This is a genomic window from Duganella aquatilis (genome assembly GCF_009674565.1).
In the GTDB taxonomy this organism is placed as follows: domain Bacteria; phylum Pseudomonadota; class Gammaproteobacteria; order Burkholderiales; family Burkholderiaceae_D; genus Rugamonas; species Rugamonas aquatilis.
Genome location: NZ_WKJL01000001.1, coordinates 847,711 through 863,125, shown reverse-complemented (window position 1 = coordinate 863,125; position 15,415 = coordinate 847,711). Strand labels below are relative to the sequence as shown.

Here is a 15,415-nt window from a genome sequence, read left to right as displayed (position 1 = left end):
ATGATTCCATGGCTTGACACCCACACCCCGTTTCCCGACGTCTCCGAAGCGCTGACGACGGAGGCGCCCGGCCTGCTGGCCGCCGGCGCCGACCTGTCGCCGCAACGCCTGCTGATGGCCTACCGCCATGGCATCTTCCCATGGTTCTCGGAAGGCCAGCCCATCCTGTGGTGGAGCACCGATCCGCGCATGGTGCTGCGCACCGACCATTTCCGCATCACGGACAGCCTGAAGAAAACCCTGCGCAAGGTGGAACGCAGCCGGCAGCAAGGCGGCCGCTGGCAAGTGCGCTTCGACAGCGCCTTCGAACAGGTGATGCGCAACTGCGCCGCGCCGCGCCGCGACGGCCCCGGCACCTGGATTTCCGACGACATCATCGCCGGCTACACCGGCCTGCACCGCATGGGCTACGCGCACTCGGCCGAAGTCTGGCTCGATGGCGAACTGGTGGGCGGTGCCTACGGCGTCTGCATCGGCCGCATGTTTTATGGCGAATCGATGTTCGCGCGCGTCACCGACGCCTCCAAGATCGCCTTGTCCTACCTTGTGCGCTTCCTGCATGCCAATGGAGTAAGCATGATCGATTGCCAACAGGAGACCGGCCATCTGGCCTCGCTGGGCGCCGCGCCGATCCCGCGCACCCAGTTCCTGGCGCATCTGCGCAACAATATTGACTTGCCCCAGATCACCGTATGGGAACCCATTGCACCATTCGCCCCAGACAGTGTTAAGCTAACATAGAGACTCAACCACCGCCCGATAGGACGTGCATGACGCACCTGAACGACCTGCCTTTCGCGACGCTGCAGTTTTACACCACGGCGCCCTACCCTTGCAGCTACCTCGACGCCCGTCAGGCGCGCTCGCAGGTGGCCACGCCGTCGCACCTGATCAACGCGGACGTCTACTCGGAACTGGTGAAGAACGGCTTCCGCCGCAGCGGCATCTTTACTTATCGGCCATATTGCGACGGCTGCCAGGCCTGCATCCCGGTGCGCGTGGTGACCGACGAATTCAAGCCCAACCGCACCCAGCGCCGCGCCTGGACCAGGCACGGCAACCTGACCGCCGGCGTCGCCACGCTGTCGTTCTCCGACGAACACTACGACCTCTACCTGCGCTACCAGAGCCGGCGCCACGCCGGCGGCGGCATGGACCAGGACAGCCGCGACCAGTACGCGCAGTTCCTGCTGCAAAGCCGCGTCAACACCCGGCTGGTGGAGTTCCGCGAACCGGACGGCACGCTGCGCATGGTCAGCATCATTGACGTGCTGTCGGACGGCCTGTCGTCGGTGTACACCTTCTTCGACCCGGACATGGAGGGCGCCTCGTTCGGCACCTACAACGTGCTGTGGCAGATCGAGCAGGCGCGCGAGCTGAAGCTGCCTTACGTGTATCTGGGCTACTGGATCAAGGAAAGCCCGAAAATGTCCTACAAGACCAACTTCCGGCCGCTGGAAGCCCGTATCAAAGGCGTATGGAGCGTGCTGGACGTTTGATAAAATACGGGCGACCACCAACCTGAGCGCCTCATGTCCGAAAAATTCCTGTATTCCCTGGCCCGTCCGCTGCTGTTCTCGATGGACGCCGAAGCCGCCCACCACTTCACCCTGCCTGCACTGAAACGCGCCGCCGCGCTGGGCCTGACCAGGCTGGTCAAGCAGCCCCAGGCCGATCCGCGCACGGTGATGGGCATTACCTTTAAAAATCCGGTCGGCCTCGCTGCCGGCCTGGACAAGGATGGCGCCTACATCGACGCGCTGGCCGACCTCGGCTTCGGCTCGATCGAAGTGGGCACCGTGACGCCGCGCGCGCAGCCGGGCAATCCGAAACCGCGCATGTTCCGCCTGCCGGAAGCGCACGCCATCATCAACCGCATGGGCTTCAACAACGGCGGCGTCGATGCCTTTGTCGCCAATGTGCAGGCTTCGCGCTTCTACCAGGACAAGGCCGGCGTGCTGGGCCTGAACATCGGCAAGAACGCCGACACGCCGATCGAACGCGCCACCGACGATTACCTGCACTGCCTGGAAAAAGTCTATCCCTACGCCAGCTACGTCACCGTCAACATCTCGTCGCCGAACACCAAGAACCTGCGCCAGTTGCAAGGCGGCTCGGAGCTGGACGGCCTGTTGAGCACACTGAAGGATGCCCAGCTGCGCCTGGCCGACCAGCACCAGCGCTACGTGCCGCTGGCGCTGAAGATTGCGCCGGACATGGACGGCGACCAGGTCAAGAACATCGCCGACGCGCTGATCCGCCACAAGATCGACGGCGTCATCGCCACCAACACCACGCTGAACCGCGACGCCGTCACCGGCATGCTGCACGGCGCCGAAGCGGGCGGCCTGTCGGGCGCGCCGGTGTTCCAGTTCTCCAACACCGTGATCCGCCTGCTGAAGGCCGAACTGGGCGACGCCCTGCCGATCATCGGCGTCGGCGGCATCATGCAGGGCCTGGATGCGCGCATGAAGATGGAATGCGGCGCGCAGCTGGTGCAGCTGTATAGCGGTCTGATTTACGCCGGCCCGGCGCTGATCCGCGATTGCGCGGACGCGGTACGCGGCCACTAACCGGAGCAAGGCATGCAGAAGGTACAACTGGGTAACAGCGATCTCCACGTCACCAAGATCTGCCTCGGCACCATGACCTGGGGCGAGCAGAACACCGAGGCGCAAGCGCACAGCCAGCTCGACTACGCTTACGAGCGCGGCATCAACTTCATCGACACGGCGGAAATGTACCCGGTGATGGCGCGCGCCGAAACCCAGGGTTCGACCGAGCGCTACATCGGCACCTGGCTGAAGAAGACCGGCCTGCGCGACAAGGTGGTGATCGCCACCAAGGCGGCCGGCCCGAACGCCAGCGTGACCTGGATACGCGGCGGCCGCGCGCGCAACTTCGACGCCGCCAATCTGAAGGCGGCGGTGGACACCAGCCTGCAGCGCCTGCAAATCGAGCATATCGATTTATACCAATTGCACTGGCCGAGCCGTAACGTGCCCATCTTCGGCAACAACGTCTTCAATCCGAAGCAGGAGCGCGACTGCGTGGCGATCGAGGAAACGCTGGCGGCGCTGGGTGACCTGGTCAAGGCCGGCAAGATCGGCGCCATCGGCGTCTCCAACGAATCGTGCTGGGGCGTGAACGAGTTCATCAAGCAGTCCGAGATGAAGGACCTGCCGCGCATCGCCACCATCCAGAACCTGTACAACCTGACCGCGCGCCACTACGAAACCAGCCTGCTGGACGAGACCTGCTACCGCGAGAACGTCAGCCTGCTGGCCTACAGCCCGCTGGCGTTCGGCCAGCTGAGCGGCAAGTACCACGACGACCCGCAGGCGCACGGCCGCCTGACCGTCTTCCCGTCGACCTGGAGTCCGCGCTACCTGCGTCCGGCCACGGTGGCCGCCACCGCGCGCTACGTGCAGCTGGCGCGCGACAACGGCCTGACGCCGGCGCAACTGGCGCTGGCCTGGTGCTATTCGCGCTGGTTCGTGGCCTCGACCATCATCGGCGCCACCAGCCTGGAACAGCTGAAGCACAACATCGACGCCTACGACATCATGCTGCCGCTGGATGTCATCAAGCAAGTGGACCAGATCCACGCCGAGATCACCAATCCCGGCCAGTAACCCGTCAAACCGGGGTCAGTTCTGCCAATCGCACACGGGCTCAACTACAACGTAGTTGAGCCCGTGTGCGATTGGCAGAACTGACCCCGGTTTCTGGCGACGCGATATTAAAAACTTGAATATCATTAGTCATAACGATTAGTGGGCAGCATGGCTGCCCACTGGTATGCTTTTCCCACTGATACTTTCAAGAGACAATCCACATGCGCGCACGCCCCCTGCTGTTAGCCAGCCTGATTTCCACCATCGTTATTCCCGCCTTCGCGCAAGAAGTGAACGACGGCGAATTGCAATCCGTGGTCGTCACCGGCACCTACGCCAAGAACCGCCGTACGGTCGATTCGGAATCGCCGATCGACATCATCGGCGCCAAGGAACTGCAAGCCAGCGGCTCGACCGAGCTGGCCACCGTGCTGGGCCGCGTGCTGCCGTCGCTGAACTTCCCGCGTCCATCCGGCGCCGATGCGTCCGACGCCGTGCGTCCGGCGCAGCTGCGCGGCCTGTCGCCGGACCAGGTGCTGGTGCTGGTCAATGGCAAGCGCCGCCACACCTCGTCGGTGGTCAACGTCAACGGCACCCAGGGCCGCGGCTCGGCGCCGGTCGACCTGAACGCGATTCCGCTGTCGGCCATCGACCACATCGAGGTGCTGCGTGACGGCGCCGCCGCCCAGTACGGCTCCGATGCGATCGCCGGCGTCATCAACATCATCCTGAAAAAAGGCGCCAGCGGCGGCGAGGCTGAAATCGGCTGGGGCGAATACCAGAAGCGCGACGGCCGCCAGCGCTCGGTGCGCGCCTCGGGCGGCCTGCCGCTCGGTGAAAACGGCTGGGTGCGCATCGCCGTCGATGCCGCCGACCGCGATCCGACCAACCGCGCCGGCGCCGATTTCCGCAATCCGGCCGAGCCGCTGTACGGCACCGTCACGCAGCGCTTCGGCGATCCGGAAACCAAGCCGGCTGCGCTGTTCCTCAACAGCGAATACCGCGTCACCGACGATATCGACTGGTACGCCTTCGTCAACTACGGCCAGCGCGACACCTCGGCGGCGGCCACCTGGCGCACCGCGTTCAACGGCGCCGCGCTGCGCTCGCCGCTGTTCCCGCAAGGCTTCCTGCCACTGGAAAACAGCCGCTCGACCGACAGCTCGCTGGTCACCGGCCTGCGCGGCGAAGCCACCGGCTGGCGCTGGGACTTGAGCCTGAACTACGGCGAGAACGAGTTCAAGCTGAACCTGGACAACACCGTCAACCAGGACCTGGGCGCCGCCAGCCCGACCCACTTCTACGCCGGCCGCCTGAAGAACTCGGAAACGCTGGTCAACTTCGACATCGCCAAGGACTTCGCGGTCGAGGCCTTCACCGGCCCGGTCACGCTGGCGCTGGGCGCCGAGTACCGCAAGGAAACCTACGAGATCGGCGCCGGCGATGTGGCGTCGTACAGCGGCACCGGGGCGCAGGGCTTCTCCGGCTTCCGCCCGGTGAACGCCGGCAGCAACAGCCGCGACAACAAATCCATCTACGCCAACGTCGAAGCGGAAATCACCAAGCAGTTCTCGGCCTCGGGCGCGCTGCGTCACGAACGCTACAGCGATTTCGGCAACACCACCTCGGCCAAGGGTTCGGCCCGCTATGCCTTCAACGAAGCGGTGTCGCTGCGCGCGACCGCCTCGTCCGGCTTCCGCGCGCCATCGCTGGCGCAGCAGTTCTACACCATCACCACCACCAATTTCTCGGTGGTCAATGGCGTGAACACGCCGATTGAAACCGGCACCTTCGCGGTCGGCAGCGCCGCCGCCACGGCACTCGGCGCCACGCCGCTGAAGGCCGAGAAAGCCCGCAACTACAGCCTCGGCCTGGTGGTGCAGCCCAGCCGCAACTGGACCACGACGGTGGACGCCTACCGCATCAATATCGACGACCGCATCGCGCTGTCGGCGAATATGACGCTGAACCAGGCGCTGAAAAATACGCTGGCATCGCAAGGCATATTGGTGGGCGCCGGCCGTTATTTCACCAACGCCATCGACACCCGCACCACCGGCGTTGATCTGTTGAGCACCTACCGTTGGGATACGCGCGACTACGGCCGCTTCGACTTCACCGGCGCCTACAACCACAACAAGACCGATGTGGAAGGCGTGAAGGCCAATCCGGCGATCCTGACCGCCAACGGCCTGACGCTGATCGACCGCCAGACCGTCAACCGCCTGACCGTCGGTTCGCCGAAAGACAAGCTGAGCCTGACGACCGACTGGGCCATCAGCAACTGGGGCCTGCGCGCCGTGGTCACCCGCTACGGCAGCTTCACCGTCCCGCAGAACAATGCGACGCTGGACCAGACCTACGATCCGCAGTGGACGCTGGACCTGTCGGGTAACGTCAAGCTGGGCAAGAACTGGCGCCTGACGGCCGGCGTGGACAACGCCACCAACCGCTACCCCGACCAGGTGACCTCGGCGGGCAACCTCAACACCAACGGCATCTACCCGTACAGCGGCTGGGCGCCGAACGGCTTCAACGGCCGCTACTACTACGCCAAGGCCAGCTACAGCTGGTAACCCGCACGGCGGCGAGCTGGGGTCTGACCCCGTACGGGGTCAGACCCCGGTGTGCCCGGGTTTAGCATTGCGGCTCACGCCACCGCCAGTCGTTTCATGTGCGGTTTTGCTGGCGGCGGGGTCCCCGCCAGCTTGAACACACTCACCGCCTGCGCCAGCAGATCCGCCTGGTCGCGCATGCTCTGCGCCGCCGCGGCGGCCTGTTCCACCAGCGCCGCATTCTGCTGCGTCACATCGTCAATCGACACAATCGCCTGATTCACCTGCTCGATGCCCGTGCTTTGCTCGCTGCTGGCCGCGCTGATCTGATGCATGATCTCCGCCACCTGCTGCACCGACTGCACAATACCCTGCATCGTCGCACCCGCCTGGCTCACCAGCGCCGCCCCCGCATCGACGGTTTCCACCGACCGCCCGATCAACGCCTTGATTTCCTTGGCCGCCGACGCCGACCGCTGCGCCAGGTTGCGCACCTCGGACGCCACCACCGCAAAGCCACGGCCCTGCTCACCCGCACGCGCCGCTTCCACCGCCGCATTCAGCGCCAGAATATTGGTCTGGAACGCAATGCCGTCAATCACGCTGATGATGTCGACAATCTTGCTGGAACTTTCCTTGATCGCGCCCATGGTGGTCACCACCTCGCCCACCACCTGCCCGCCCCTGGTGGCATAGTCGCTGGCCGCCACCACCAGCTTGGTTGCCTGCCGCGCGTTCTCGGCGTTCTGCGACACGGTCGACGTCAGCTCCTCCATCGACGACGCCGTCTCCTCCAGGCTGGATGCCTGCTGCTCGGTGCGCGACGACAGATCCAGATTGCCGCTGGCGATTTCATTCGACGCCGTCGCAATCGTATCCGTGCCCGAACGCACCTGCCCCACCGTGCGCGCCAGCGCATCGTTCATGTCGATCAGCGCGCGCAGCAGCTGGCCGGTTTCGTCGGTGGTGTGGCACTCCATGCGCATGGTCAGATCGCCGCCCGCCACCGCCTGCGCCATGCCCACCGCGCGGTTCAGCGGCCGCGTGATGCTGCGCGTGATCACGTACAGCACCCAGGCCGCCAGCGCGGCCGCCACCAGGGTCAGCACGATCATGGTGGTGCGTGAACTGGCATACGATCGCTCGGCCACCGCGCTGGTCTCCTCGACGGCGGCGATCTGATACTTGACCATGTCGGTCAAGGCGTTCAGGTAAGCGGTCTGTTCCTTGCGCACCGTGGTCAGCAGATATTTGACCGACTCGTCACGCTTGCTGTCGTCGGTGGACATCTTCAGGAAAGCGCTCTGCACCACCACGTATTTTTCCCGCGCGTCGAGCACGGCTTGCAGCTTGGCCTTGCTTTGCGAGTCTTCATCGTCCGCGATCAGCTTGCCCAGCTTGTCGAGCCGCTCGCCGTTCTCCACGCGGCGTTTCTCCACGCGCTCCAGCTCGGCCTTGACCACCGCCGGATCGGTCGACAGCATGGCGTTGCGCATCGCGCGGGCGACGTCGTTCAGACCGCCTATCGTTTCGTAAGCCAGGATCACCTTGGGCACCTTGTCGACGGCAAGATCCTTGGTGTTGCTGTTGAGCTTGCCAAGATTGCCGATGCCTTCGACGGCGATGCCGATCATGAAGATGATGGCCATGCCCAGACCGGCTGCCAGGCGGTAGCCGATTTTCCAATTCCCGATACCCATGTGCGCTCCCGGTGTTGGTTGCAGGGTTTCAGTATATGGTCATTTCGTTATGAAAATAGGAAAAATTGGACGGTTGTTTTGCTGCCGCCACAACTGATGCGGCGGCAGCAACAGATCAGGAGAGATCCCCGCCGTTGAGGGCGGCGTCGATGTCGGCGCGGGTCAGGTCCGGCGCGAATTGCTGGATGAAGTGGTAGGCGTACGAACGCAGGTAGGCGCCCTTGCGCACCGCCAGGCGCGTGGTGTTCTGCGCAAACAGGTGCGACGCTTCCACCGCGCGCATGCCCTTGTCGCGGCCATGGTCGAAGGCCATCGAGGCGACGATGCCGACGCCCAGGCCCAGCGACACGTACTGCTTGATCACGTCCGAGTCCATGGCGGTCAGCACGATGTCTGGCTTGACGCCGGCTTGCGCGAAGGCCGCGTCGATGTGGCCGCGGCCGGTGAAGCCGACGTCATAGGTAATCAGCGGGAACTCGGCCAGGTCTTCCAGCTTGATCGGCGAGCGCGACAGCAGCGGATGGCCGTCCGGCACCACGATCAGATGGCTCCAGCGGTAGCACGGGAACGACACCAGGTCCGGGAACTGCGACAGGCCCTCGGTGGCGATGCCGATGTCGGTCTTGCCGGACAAGATCCACTCGGCGATGTGCTCAGGCGCGCTCTGCTGCAGGGCGATGCGCACGTCCGGATACGCGGTGCGGAAGCTCTGCACCACTTTCGGCAGCGCATAACGCGCCTGCGTGTGGGTGGCGGCCACGCTCAGGGTGCCGCTCTGCTGGCCGGTGTATTCCAGGCTGGCCTGCTGCAGGTTCTCGGCCTCGATCAGCAGGCGGTCGATGATCTTCAGGATGCCCTTGCCCGGCTCGGTCATGCCGGTCAGGCGCTTGCCGTTGCGTTCGAAAATCACGACGCCCAGTTCATCTTCCAGCTCGCGGATCTGGCGCGACACGCCAGGCTGCGAGGTGAACAGGGCATTCGCCACTTCGGTCAGGTTATAGCCACGACGGGCTGCTTCGCGGATGGACCGCAGCTGTTGAAAATTCATATGGATGCTCCTTCGTCCACGAACACCCGCAGGCGTTTCGGACGCACGACTAAAGTTTCGCCTTCTTGCAGGCCCAGGGAGCTGAAGCGTTCGTTCGGAATCACCGCTTCAATCAATTCGTTGGTATCGCCGCGCTCCAGGTCCAGCTGGGCCAGCGGGCCGATCGCATGCGCGCGGCGCAGCTTGACCACGATGCCTTCGGCGCCCGGCGTGTAGCGGTCCACCTCCAGCTCGTGCGGACGCACGTAGGCGGTGCCCTTGCCGGCGGCACTGGATTCGCCCGGCACGGTGAAGCTGGCGTCGCCACTGGCCAGCACGCCATCCTGCACGCGGCCGTGGAACACGTTCACATTGCCCAGGAAGCCGTAGACGAACGGCGAGGCCGGGTGGTTGTACACCTCGTCCGGCGCGCCGATCTGCTCGACGTTACCTTTGTTCATCAGCACCACCTGGTCGGCCACTTCCAGCGCTTCTTCCTGGTCGTGGGTGACGAAGATGGAAGTCACGTGCAGCTCGTCGTGCAGACGGCGCAGCCAGCGGCGCAGTTCCTTGCGCACCTTGGCGTCCAGCGCGCCGAACGGTTCGTCCAGCAGCAGCACGCGCGGTTCGACCGCCAGTGCGCGCGCCAGCGCGATACGCTGACGCTGGCCGCCCGACAGCTGCGGCGGATAGCGGTCGGCCAGCCAGTCCAGCTGCACCAGTTCCAGCAGGTCTTTCACCTTGCGGCGGATCTGGTCTTCCGACGGCCGTTCGCTGCGCGACTTGACGCGCAGGCCGAAGGCGACGTTTTCAAACACGGTCATGTGCTTGAACAGCGCGTAGTGCTGGAACACGAAGCCAACCTGGCGTTCGCGCACATGGCGTTCGGAAGCGTCGTGGCCGTCCAGCAGCACCTGGCCCGAGTCCGGATGCTCCAGGCCGGCGATGCAGCGCAGCAGCGTGGTCTTGCCGCAGCCCGATGGGCCCAGCAGCGCGGTCAGCTCGCCCTGCGGGAAGGCCAGCGACACATTGTTGAGGGCGACGAAATCGCCGAAACGCTTGTTGATGTTTTTAACTTCGATCGTCATGGTATTACTCCGTAGTGCGCACGTCGTCGGCGATGGATTCGTTCAGGCGCCAGGCGATAAAGGTTTTCACGACCAGCGTCACCAGGGCCAGCAGCGCCAGCAGGGACGCCACGGCAAAGGCGGCGGCAAAGTTGTATTCGTTGTAGAGAATCTCCACTTGCAACGGCATGGTGTTGGTCTCGCCACGGATGTGGCCTGACACCACCGACACCGCGCCGAACTCGCCCATGGCGCGGGCGTTACACAGGATCACGCCGTACAGCAGGCCCCACTTGATGTTCGGCAGCGTCACGCGGCGGAAGGTGTCCCAGCCGGACGCGCCCAGCACAATGGCGGCCTCTTCTTCTTCGCTGCCCTGCGCCTGCATCAGCGGGATCAGCTCGCGCGCCACGAACGGGAAGGTGACGAAGATGGTGGCCAGCACAATGCCCGGCACCGCGAACAGGATCTTGATGTCGTGGTCCATCAGCCAGGGGCCGAAGTAGCCTTGCGCGCCGAACAGCAGCACGTAGATCAGGCCCGAGATCACCGGCGACACCGAGAACGGCAGGTCGATCAGGGTCAGCAGGATGCTCTTGCCGCGGAACTCGAACTTGGCGATGCACCACGAGGCGGCCACGCCGAACACCAGGTTCAGCGGCACGGCGATGGCGGCGGTGATCAGCGTCAGCTTGATGGCCGAGATCGCGTCTTCGTCGACAATCGCAGCCAGGTAGGCGTCCCAGCCCTTTTTCAGGCCTTCGTAGAACACCGAGACCAGCGGCACGAACAGGAACAGCGTCAGGAACAGCAGCGCGATGGCGATCAGGACCAGGCGTACCCAGCGCGGCTCCAGCACATCGGCGCGCGACGGCAGTTCGCCGCGACGTGGGGTGGTGACAGGCGTAGCGCTCATGATTTCACCGGCTTTCCGCGAGCCCAGGCTTGCAACAGGTTGATGGTCAACAGCAGCAGGAAGGACACCACCAGCATCACGGTCGCGATCGCGGTGGCGCCGGCGTAGTCGTACTGCTCCAGCTTGGTAATGATGAACAGCGGCGTGATCTCCGACACCATCGGCATATTGCCGGCGATGAAGATCACCGAGCCGTATTCGCCGGTGGCGCGGGCGAAGGCCAGCGCGAAGCCGGTCATCAGCGACGGCAGGATGGTCGGAAACACCACGCGCGAGAAGGTCTGCCAGGCGTTGGCGCCCAGGCTGGCGGCGGCTTCCTCCAGTTCGCGCTCGGCGTCTTCCAGCACCGGCTGCACGGTGCGCACCACGAACGGCAGGCCGATGAAGGTCAGCGCGATCACCACGCCGATCGGCGTGAACGCCACCTTGATGCCCAGTTCGCCTTCGATGAAGCGTCCCAGCCAGCCGTTGGCCGAATACAGCGCGGTCAGCGTGATGCCGGCCACGGCGGTTGGCAAGGCGAACGGCAGGTCGACCAGCGCGTCGACGACGCGTTTGCCGGGGAATTCATAGCGCACCAGCACCCAGGCCACGATGCCGCCGAAGATGACGTTGATGAAGGCGCCCAGCAGCGAGGCGCCGAACGTCAGCTTGTACGAGGCGATCACGCGCGCCGAGGTCACCGTGGTCCAGAACGAATCCCAGGTCAGGGTGAACGTTTTCAGGAAAATCGCCGACAGCGGTATCAGTACGATCAGCGTCAGGTAGAAAATGGTGAAGCCCAGCGACAGCCGGAAACCCGGCATCACGCGGAACGGCGCGCTTTGCCTGGCCACTGGCGGCGTATCGGTGGGCGCTGCAAGAACAGCAGACATGAATGCTCCCTTATTACAAAACCTTCTATAAGGGCTGCATGTTCTCACCTCAGCTTCATAATACAAACGAAGCATTAGTCATTTGATTAGATGATTCAGCTATATACGAGCTTTGCTGCCACAGCAACAAGTGTTACCGCGAGCAGGCCGCGCAGCAGACGCTCGGGCACGGCGCGGGCGGCGTAGGCGCCAATGGTGATGCCGGGCAGCGAGCCGACCAGCAGGGTCAGCAGCAGGGTCCAGTTGATCGAACCCAGCCACCAGTGGCCGATGGCGGCGATGGCGGTCAGCGGCACGGCGTAGGCGATGTCGGTGCCGGCCACTTCGGCGGCGGTCAGGCGCGGGTAGAGCATCACCAGCAGGGTGGCGCCGATGGCGCCGGCGCCTATCGAGGAAATCGTCACCAGCGTGCCCAATACGGCGCCGGAGACGATGGTGGCGATGCTCAACGCCCTGCCCTGTAGCTGGCGCTCGGGATGGGCGGTGATCCAGGCCAGCATCTTGCGCTTGAACAGCAAGGCGATGACGGTCAGCAGCACCGAGCTGGCGATCATGTAGCGAATGATCTGGCCCATTTCCTTGTTCAGGGTGCCGAAGTGTTTAAGCGCCAGGCTGGCGAGGAAGGCGGCCGGCAGCGCGCCGATGCAGAGGCGGCGCACGATGTCCCAGTGGACGGTGCCGCGCATTTTATGGGTGAAGGTGCCGACGCCCTTGGTCAGCGAGGCGAACGCCAGGTCGGTGCCGACAGCCACGGCGGGCGTGACGCCGAACAGCAAAGTGAGCAGCGGCGTCATCAGCGAGCCGCCACCGACGCCGGTCATGCCGACCAGCAAGCCGACTGCGAATCCTGAAACGACAAACTGCACATCCATAAAACAATCCCCAAAGTAGGCCCGAAGGTTACCTACTCTGGGGACATATCCAAACAACGGAAAACTAATAAGCTTATTTGTTTGGCTGCGGCGTCACACGCAGATATGGACGCTCAGCGGTGAAGCCTTTTGGATATTTCTGCTTCAGCACTTCCGGATCTTGCACGGTCAGCGGGATGATGACGTCGTCGCCATCTTTCCAGTTACCCGGCGTGGCCACGGTGTAGCCGTCGGTCAGCTGCAGCGCATCGATCACGCGCAGCACTTCTTCGAAGTTACGGCCGGTGCTCATCGGATAGGTAATCGTCAGACGCACCTTCTTGTTCGGATCGATCACGAACAGCGAACGCACGGTCGCCGTTGCCGACGCTTCCGGGTGAATCATGTCATACAGGCCCGATACCTTGCGGTCCGCATCGGCAATGATCGGGAAGCCGACCACGGTCTTCTGCGTTTCCTCGATATCCTTGATCCACGCCTTGTGCGACTCGGCAGGGTCCACCGACAGCGCGATCGCTTTCACGTTGCGTTTGTCGAATTCCGGTTTCAGCTTGGCGGTCAGGCCCAGCTCGGTGGTGCACACCGGCGTGAAGTCGGCCGGGTGCGAAAACAGCACCACCCACGAGTTACCAGCCCACTCGTGGAACTTCAGTTTGCCGATGGAAGAATCTTGTTCGAAATCAGGCGCGGTATCGCCCAGACGGATAGTCATAGTTGGTCTCCAGAGTAGAAAAATGCATCACGTTGACAACACGTCATTGTGCACCTGACCGGCCAGGAAATACAAGCTTTCCAGACCCTCCGGCCAGTCGCCCAGGCCGGATTCGGCGTTGATGTGCCCCAACGGACCACCGTTGATGAAGCGGCTGTGCCAGCGCCGGGCCCACTGTTCGGCGCGCGGCGCGGCCATCCACGGATCGTTGGTACTGCCAACCATGATGGAAGGCACCGGCAAGGCCTGCTGCGGCAGCAGCGCGGCGACGTTGAACTTGTCGGGATCGGCCGGCGCCACCAGCAGCACCGCCGCCACGCCCTCTGGATCGCGCGCCACGCTGTGCACCGTGGCCAGCGCGCCGAAGCTGTGGGCCACGATCAGCGTCGGCCGCTTATCCTTGCTGCGCAGTTCGTCCACCCGCGCCGACCAGCGCGGCAGATCCGGCACTTCCCAGTCATCCTGCTGCACCCGCTCGAAGGCGGGGAACAGGCGTTGCCAGCGGCTTTGCCAGTGGTCCGGTCCGCTGTTATGCAGGCCGGGCGCAATCAACACGCGAAACTGGTCCAAGCTGCCGGTCATGATTACTTGTTAGGCTGGTAGATCTGGTCGAACAGGCCGCCGTCGGCGAAGTGGGTCTTCTGCGCCTTGGTCCAGTCGCCAGCCACATCGGCCAGCGTGAACAGCTTCACTTTCGGGAACTGGCCGGCGTATTTCTTGGCTGCTTTCTCGGTGGCTGGACGGTAGTAGTTCTTGGCGATGATGTCCTGTGCTTCATCGGTGTACAGGAAGTTCAGGTAAGCCTCCGCCACCTTGCGGGTGCCGCGCTTGTCGACCACTTTGTCGACCACGGCGACCGGCGGTTCCGCCAGGATCGAGACCGACGGCGCGATGATGTCGAACTTGGTCGGGCCCAGTTCCTTGACCGCCAGCAGCGCTTCGTTTTCCCAGGCGATCAGCACGTCGCCGATGCCGCGTTCAACAAAGGTGGTGGTGGCGCCGCGGGCGCCGGAATCCAGCACCGGCACGTTCTTGTACAGCTTGGTCAGGTATTCCTTGGCGCTGGCTTCGCTGCCGCCTGGCTGGCGCAGCGCGTAGCCGTAGGCGGCCAGGTGGTTCCAGCGGGCGCCGCCGGAAGTCTTGGGATTCGGGGTGATCACCGACACGCCCGGTTTGACCAGGTCGGCCCAGTCCTTGATGCCTTTCGGATTGCCCTTGCGGACCAGGAACACGATGGTCGAGGTGTACGGGGTGCTGTTGTGCGGCAGCTTCTTCTGCCAGTCCGGCGACAGCAGCTTGTGCTCGGCGATGGCGTCGATGTCATAGGCCAGCGCCAGCGACACCACGTCCGCTTCCAGGCCGTCGATCACGGCGCGGCCCTGCTTGCCCGAACCGCCGTGCGATTGCTTGATCTTGACCGTATCGCCGGTTTTGGCTTTCCACTCCTTGGCAAATGCGGTGTTGACGTCCTGGTACAGCTCGCGCGTCGGATCGTACGAGACGTTCAGCAGCGAAATGTCCGCCGCCAGCACTGGAGCGACGGCGGAGATGGCGAGCACGGCAGCGGCAATAATTTTTTTGGACAGCATTTGATTCCCCTAGTAGTGAAGGTCTCCAGATTACTGCCGGTCTTTATAAATGAGAACTAAGCTTTTATCAGTTCTATATACAAGAAAATCATATGAAGCGGTTGTACAGCACCACCGCCCAGGTGGCGATCGCCAGCAGACAGGTCAGCGCCACGGCCGCGCTGCCGAAATCCTTGGCGTTCTTGGACAAGGGATGGCGCTCCAGCGACACGCGGTCCACCACCGCCTCGATCGAGGAGTTGACCAGTTCGACAATCAGGATCAGCAGCAGCACGCCGATCAGCACCAGCTTTTCAAACGCCGAGATGCGCAGCACCAGCGCAATGATGGCGCCGACCACGAACACGCTGACCTCCTGGCGGAAGGCATGCTCATGCTTCCAGGCGGAGCGGAAGCCGTCCATCGAATATAAAAAGGCCTGGTAAATACGTTTGAGACCGCTCTTGCTCTTGAATTCGCTGACTGGTTCCATGTGGGTGTCGTAA

The 15,415-nt window shown here is 63.7% G+C and carries 15 protein-coding genes; 5 read left to right on the top strand and 10 right to left on the bottom strand.

All coding sequences use genetic code 11. The annotated features are described in order from the left end of the window. The 5 genes from aat to GJ698_RS03985 all read left to right on the top strand — a co-directional run bounded on the left by aat (position 1) and on the right by GJ698_RS03985 (position 6,193). Positions 1 to 741: a leucyl/phenylalanyl-tRNA--protein transferase gene (aat, locus tag GJ698_RS04005; RefSeq protein ID WP_154356261.1), complete on the top strand. Its 741-nt coding sequence runs from the start codon at positions 1 to 3 to the stop codon at positions 739 to 741. A gap of 29 nt (positions 742 to 770) precedes the next feature. Further along, positions 771 to 1,499 carry an arginyltransferase gene (locus GJ698_RS04000; RefSeq protein ID WP_154356260.1) on the top strand — a complete coding sequence of 243 codons (729 nt, stop codon included), beginning with the start codon at positions 771 to 773 and terminating at the stop codon, positions 1,497 to 1,499. A 33-nt stretch (positions 1,500 to 1,532) separates the two neighbouring features. After that, a complete protein-coding gene (locus GJ698_RS03995) occupies positions 1,533 to 2,573 on the top strand; it encodes a quinone-dependent dihydroorotate dehydrogenase (protein ID WP_154356259.1) in 1,041 nt (346 codons plus the stop codon). A gap of 12 nt (positions 2,574 to 2,585) precedes the next feature. Beyond that, positions 2,586 to 3,635 carry an aldo/keto reductase gene (locus tag GJ698_RS03990; RefSeq protein WP_154356258.1) on the top strand — a complete coding sequence of 350 codons (1,050 nt, stop codon included), beginning with the start codon at positions 2,586 to 2,588 and terminating at the stop codon, positions 3,633 to 3,635. Between the two features lie 203 nt (positions 3,636 to 3,838). Continuing rightward, the gene (locus tag GJ698_RS03985; RefSeq protein ID WP_154356257.1) at positions 3,839 to 6,193 is read left to right on the top strand and encodes a TonB-dependent receptor plug domain-containing protein; all 2,355 of its coding nucleotides are present in this window, start codon (positions 3,839 to 3,841) and stop codon (positions 6,191 to 6,193) included. 74 nt (positions 6,194 to 6,267) lie between these two features. On the opposite strand, the gene GJ698_RS03980 is transcribed toward GJ698_RS03985, so the two are convergent. From GJ698_RS03980 to GJ698_RS03935, 10 genes are all read right to left on the bottom strand, one after another. Next, positions 6,268 to 7,872, bottom strand: a complete 1,605-nt coding sequence (locus GJ698_RS03980; protein ID WP_154356256.1) for a methyl-accepting chemotaxis protein — start codon at positions 7,870 to 7,872, stop codon at positions 6,268 to 6,270. Positions 7,873 to 7,987: 115 nt separating this feature from the next. Then, positions 7,988 to 8,920, bottom strand: coding sequence for a CysB family HTH-type transcriptional regulator (locus GJ698_RS03975; protein ID WP_154356255.1), 933 nt, complete (start codon positions 8,918 to 8,920; stop codon positions 7,988 to 7,990). Then, positions 8,917 to 9,987 carry a sulfate/molybdate ABC transporter ATP-binding protein gene (locus GJ698_RS03970; protein ID WP_154356254.1) on the bottom strand — a complete coding sequence of 357 codons (1,071 nt, stop codon included), beginning with the start codon at positions 9,985 to 9,987 and terminating at the stop codon, positions 8,917 to 8,919. The genes GJ698_RS03975 and GJ698_RS03970 overlap by 4 nt, the downstream gene beginning before the upstream one ends. Before the next feature lie 4 nt (positions 9,988 to 9,991). Next, the gene (gene cysW / locus GJ698_RS03965; RefSeq protein WP_154356253.1) at positions 9,992 to 10,882 is read right to left on the bottom strand and encodes a sulfate ABC transporter permease subunit CysW; all 891 of its coding nucleotides are present in this window, start codon (positions 10,880 to 10,882) and stop codon (positions 9,992 to 9,994) included. Beyond that, the gene (gene cysT / locus GJ698_RS03960) at positions 10,879 to 11,757 is read right to left on the bottom strand and encodes a sulfate ABC transporter permease subunit CysT (protein WP_154356252.1); all 879 of its coding nucleotides are present in this window, start codon (positions 11,755 to 11,757) and stop codon (positions 10,879 to 10,881) included. Before cysT ends, cysW begins: the two co-directional genes overlap by 4 nt. 95 nt (positions 11,758 to 11,852) lie before the next feature. Next, positions 11,853 to 12,629, bottom strand: coding sequence for a sulfite exporter TauE/SafE family protein (locus GJ698_RS03955; protein ID WP_154356251.1), 777 nt, complete (start codon positions 12,627 to 12,629; stop codon positions 11,853 to 11,855). A 73-nt stretch (positions 12,630 to 12,702) separates the two neighbouring features. Continuing rightward, entirely contained in the window at positions 12,703 to 13,341 is a 639-nt protein-coding gene (locus tag GJ698_RS03950; protein WP_154356250.1) for a peroxiredoxin, read from the bottom strand. A 27-nt stretch (positions 13,342 to 13,368) separates the two neighbouring features. After that, positions 13,369 to 13,923 carry an RBBP9/YdeN family alpha/beta hydrolase gene (locus GJ698_RS03945; RefSeq protein WP_154356249.1) on the bottom strand — a complete coding sequence of 185 codons (555 nt, stop codon included), beginning with the start codon at positions 13,921 to 13,923 and terminating at the stop codon, positions 13,369 to 13,371. Positions 13,924 to 13,925: 2 nt separating this feature from the next. Further along, a complete protein-coding gene (locus GJ698_RS03940; protein ID WP_154356248.1) occupies positions 13,926 to 14,930 on the bottom strand; it encodes a sulfate ABC transporter substrate-binding protein in 1,005 nt (334 codons plus the stop codon). 88 nt (positions 14,931 to 15,018) lie between these two features. Continuing rightward, on the bottom strand, positions 15,019 to 15,402 hold the full coding sequence (locus GJ698_RS03935) for a diacylglycerol kinase (protein WP_154356247.1): 384 nt from the start codon (positions 15,400 to 15,402) through the stop codon (positions 15,019 to 15,021). Between the last annotated feature and the right edge of the window lie 13 nt (positions 15,403 to 15,415).

Bases quoted from the DNA above. Each gene is read 5' to 3' on its own strand.
- aat (WP_154356261.1), top strand. From the start codon at position 1: ATGATTCCATGGCTTGACACCCACACCCCGTTTCCCGACGTCTCCGAA.
- GJ698_RS04000 (WP_154356260.1), top strand. From the start codon at position 771: ATGACGCACCTGAACGACCTGCCTTTCGCGACGCTGCAGTTTTACACC.
- GJ698_RS03995 (WP_154356259.1), top strand. From the start codon at position 1,533: ATGTCCGAAAAATTCCTGTATTCCCTGGCCCGTCCGCTGCTGTTCTCG.
- GJ698_RS03990 (WP_154356258.1), top strand. From the start codon at position 2,586: ATGCAGAAGGTACAACTGGGTAACAGCGATCTCCACGTCACCAAGATC.
- GJ698_RS03985 (WP_154356257.1), top strand. From the start codon at position 3,839: ATGCGCGCACGCCCCCTGCTGTTAGCCAGCCTGATTTCCACCATCGTT.
- GJ698_RS03980 (WP_154356256.1), bottom strand. From the start codon at position 7,872: ATGGGTATCGGGAATTGGAAAATCGGCTACCGCCTGGCAGCCGGTCTG.
- GJ698_RS03975 (WP_154356255.1), bottom strand. From the start codon at position 8,920: ATGAATTTTCAACAGCTGCGGTCCATCCGCGAAGCAGCCCGTCGTGGC.
- GJ698_RS03970 (WP_154356254.1), bottom strand. From the start codon at position 9,987: ATGACGATCGAAGTTAAAAACATCAACAAGCGTTTCGGCGATTTCGTC.
- cysW (WP_154356253.1), bottom strand. From the start codon at position 10,882: ATGAGCGCTACGCCTGTCACCACCCCACGTCGCGGCGAACTGCCGTCG.
- cysT (WP_154356252.1), bottom strand. From the start codon at position 11,757: ATGTCTGCTGTTCTTGCAGCGCCCACCGATACGCCGCCAGTGGCCAGG.
- GJ698_RS03955 (WP_154356251.1), bottom strand. From the start codon at position 12,629: ATGGATGTGCAGTTTGTCGTTTCAGGATTCGCAGTCGGCTTGCTGGTC.
- GJ698_RS03950 (WP_154356250.1), bottom strand. From the start codon at position 13,341: ATGACTATCCGTCTGGGCGATACCGCGCCTGATTTCGAACAAGATTCT.
- GJ698_RS03945 (WP_154356249.1), bottom strand. From the start codon at position 13,923: ATGACCGGCAGCTTGGACCAGTTTCGCGTGTTGATTGCGCCCGGCCTG.
- GJ698_RS03940 (WP_154356248.1), bottom strand. From the start codon at position 14,930: ATGCTGTCCAAAAAAATTATTGCCGCTGCCGTGCTCGCCATCTCCGCC.
- GJ698_RS03935 (WP_154356247.1), bottom strand. From the start codon at position 15,402: ATGGAACCAGTCAGCGAATTCAAGAGCAAGAGCGGTCTCAAACGTATT.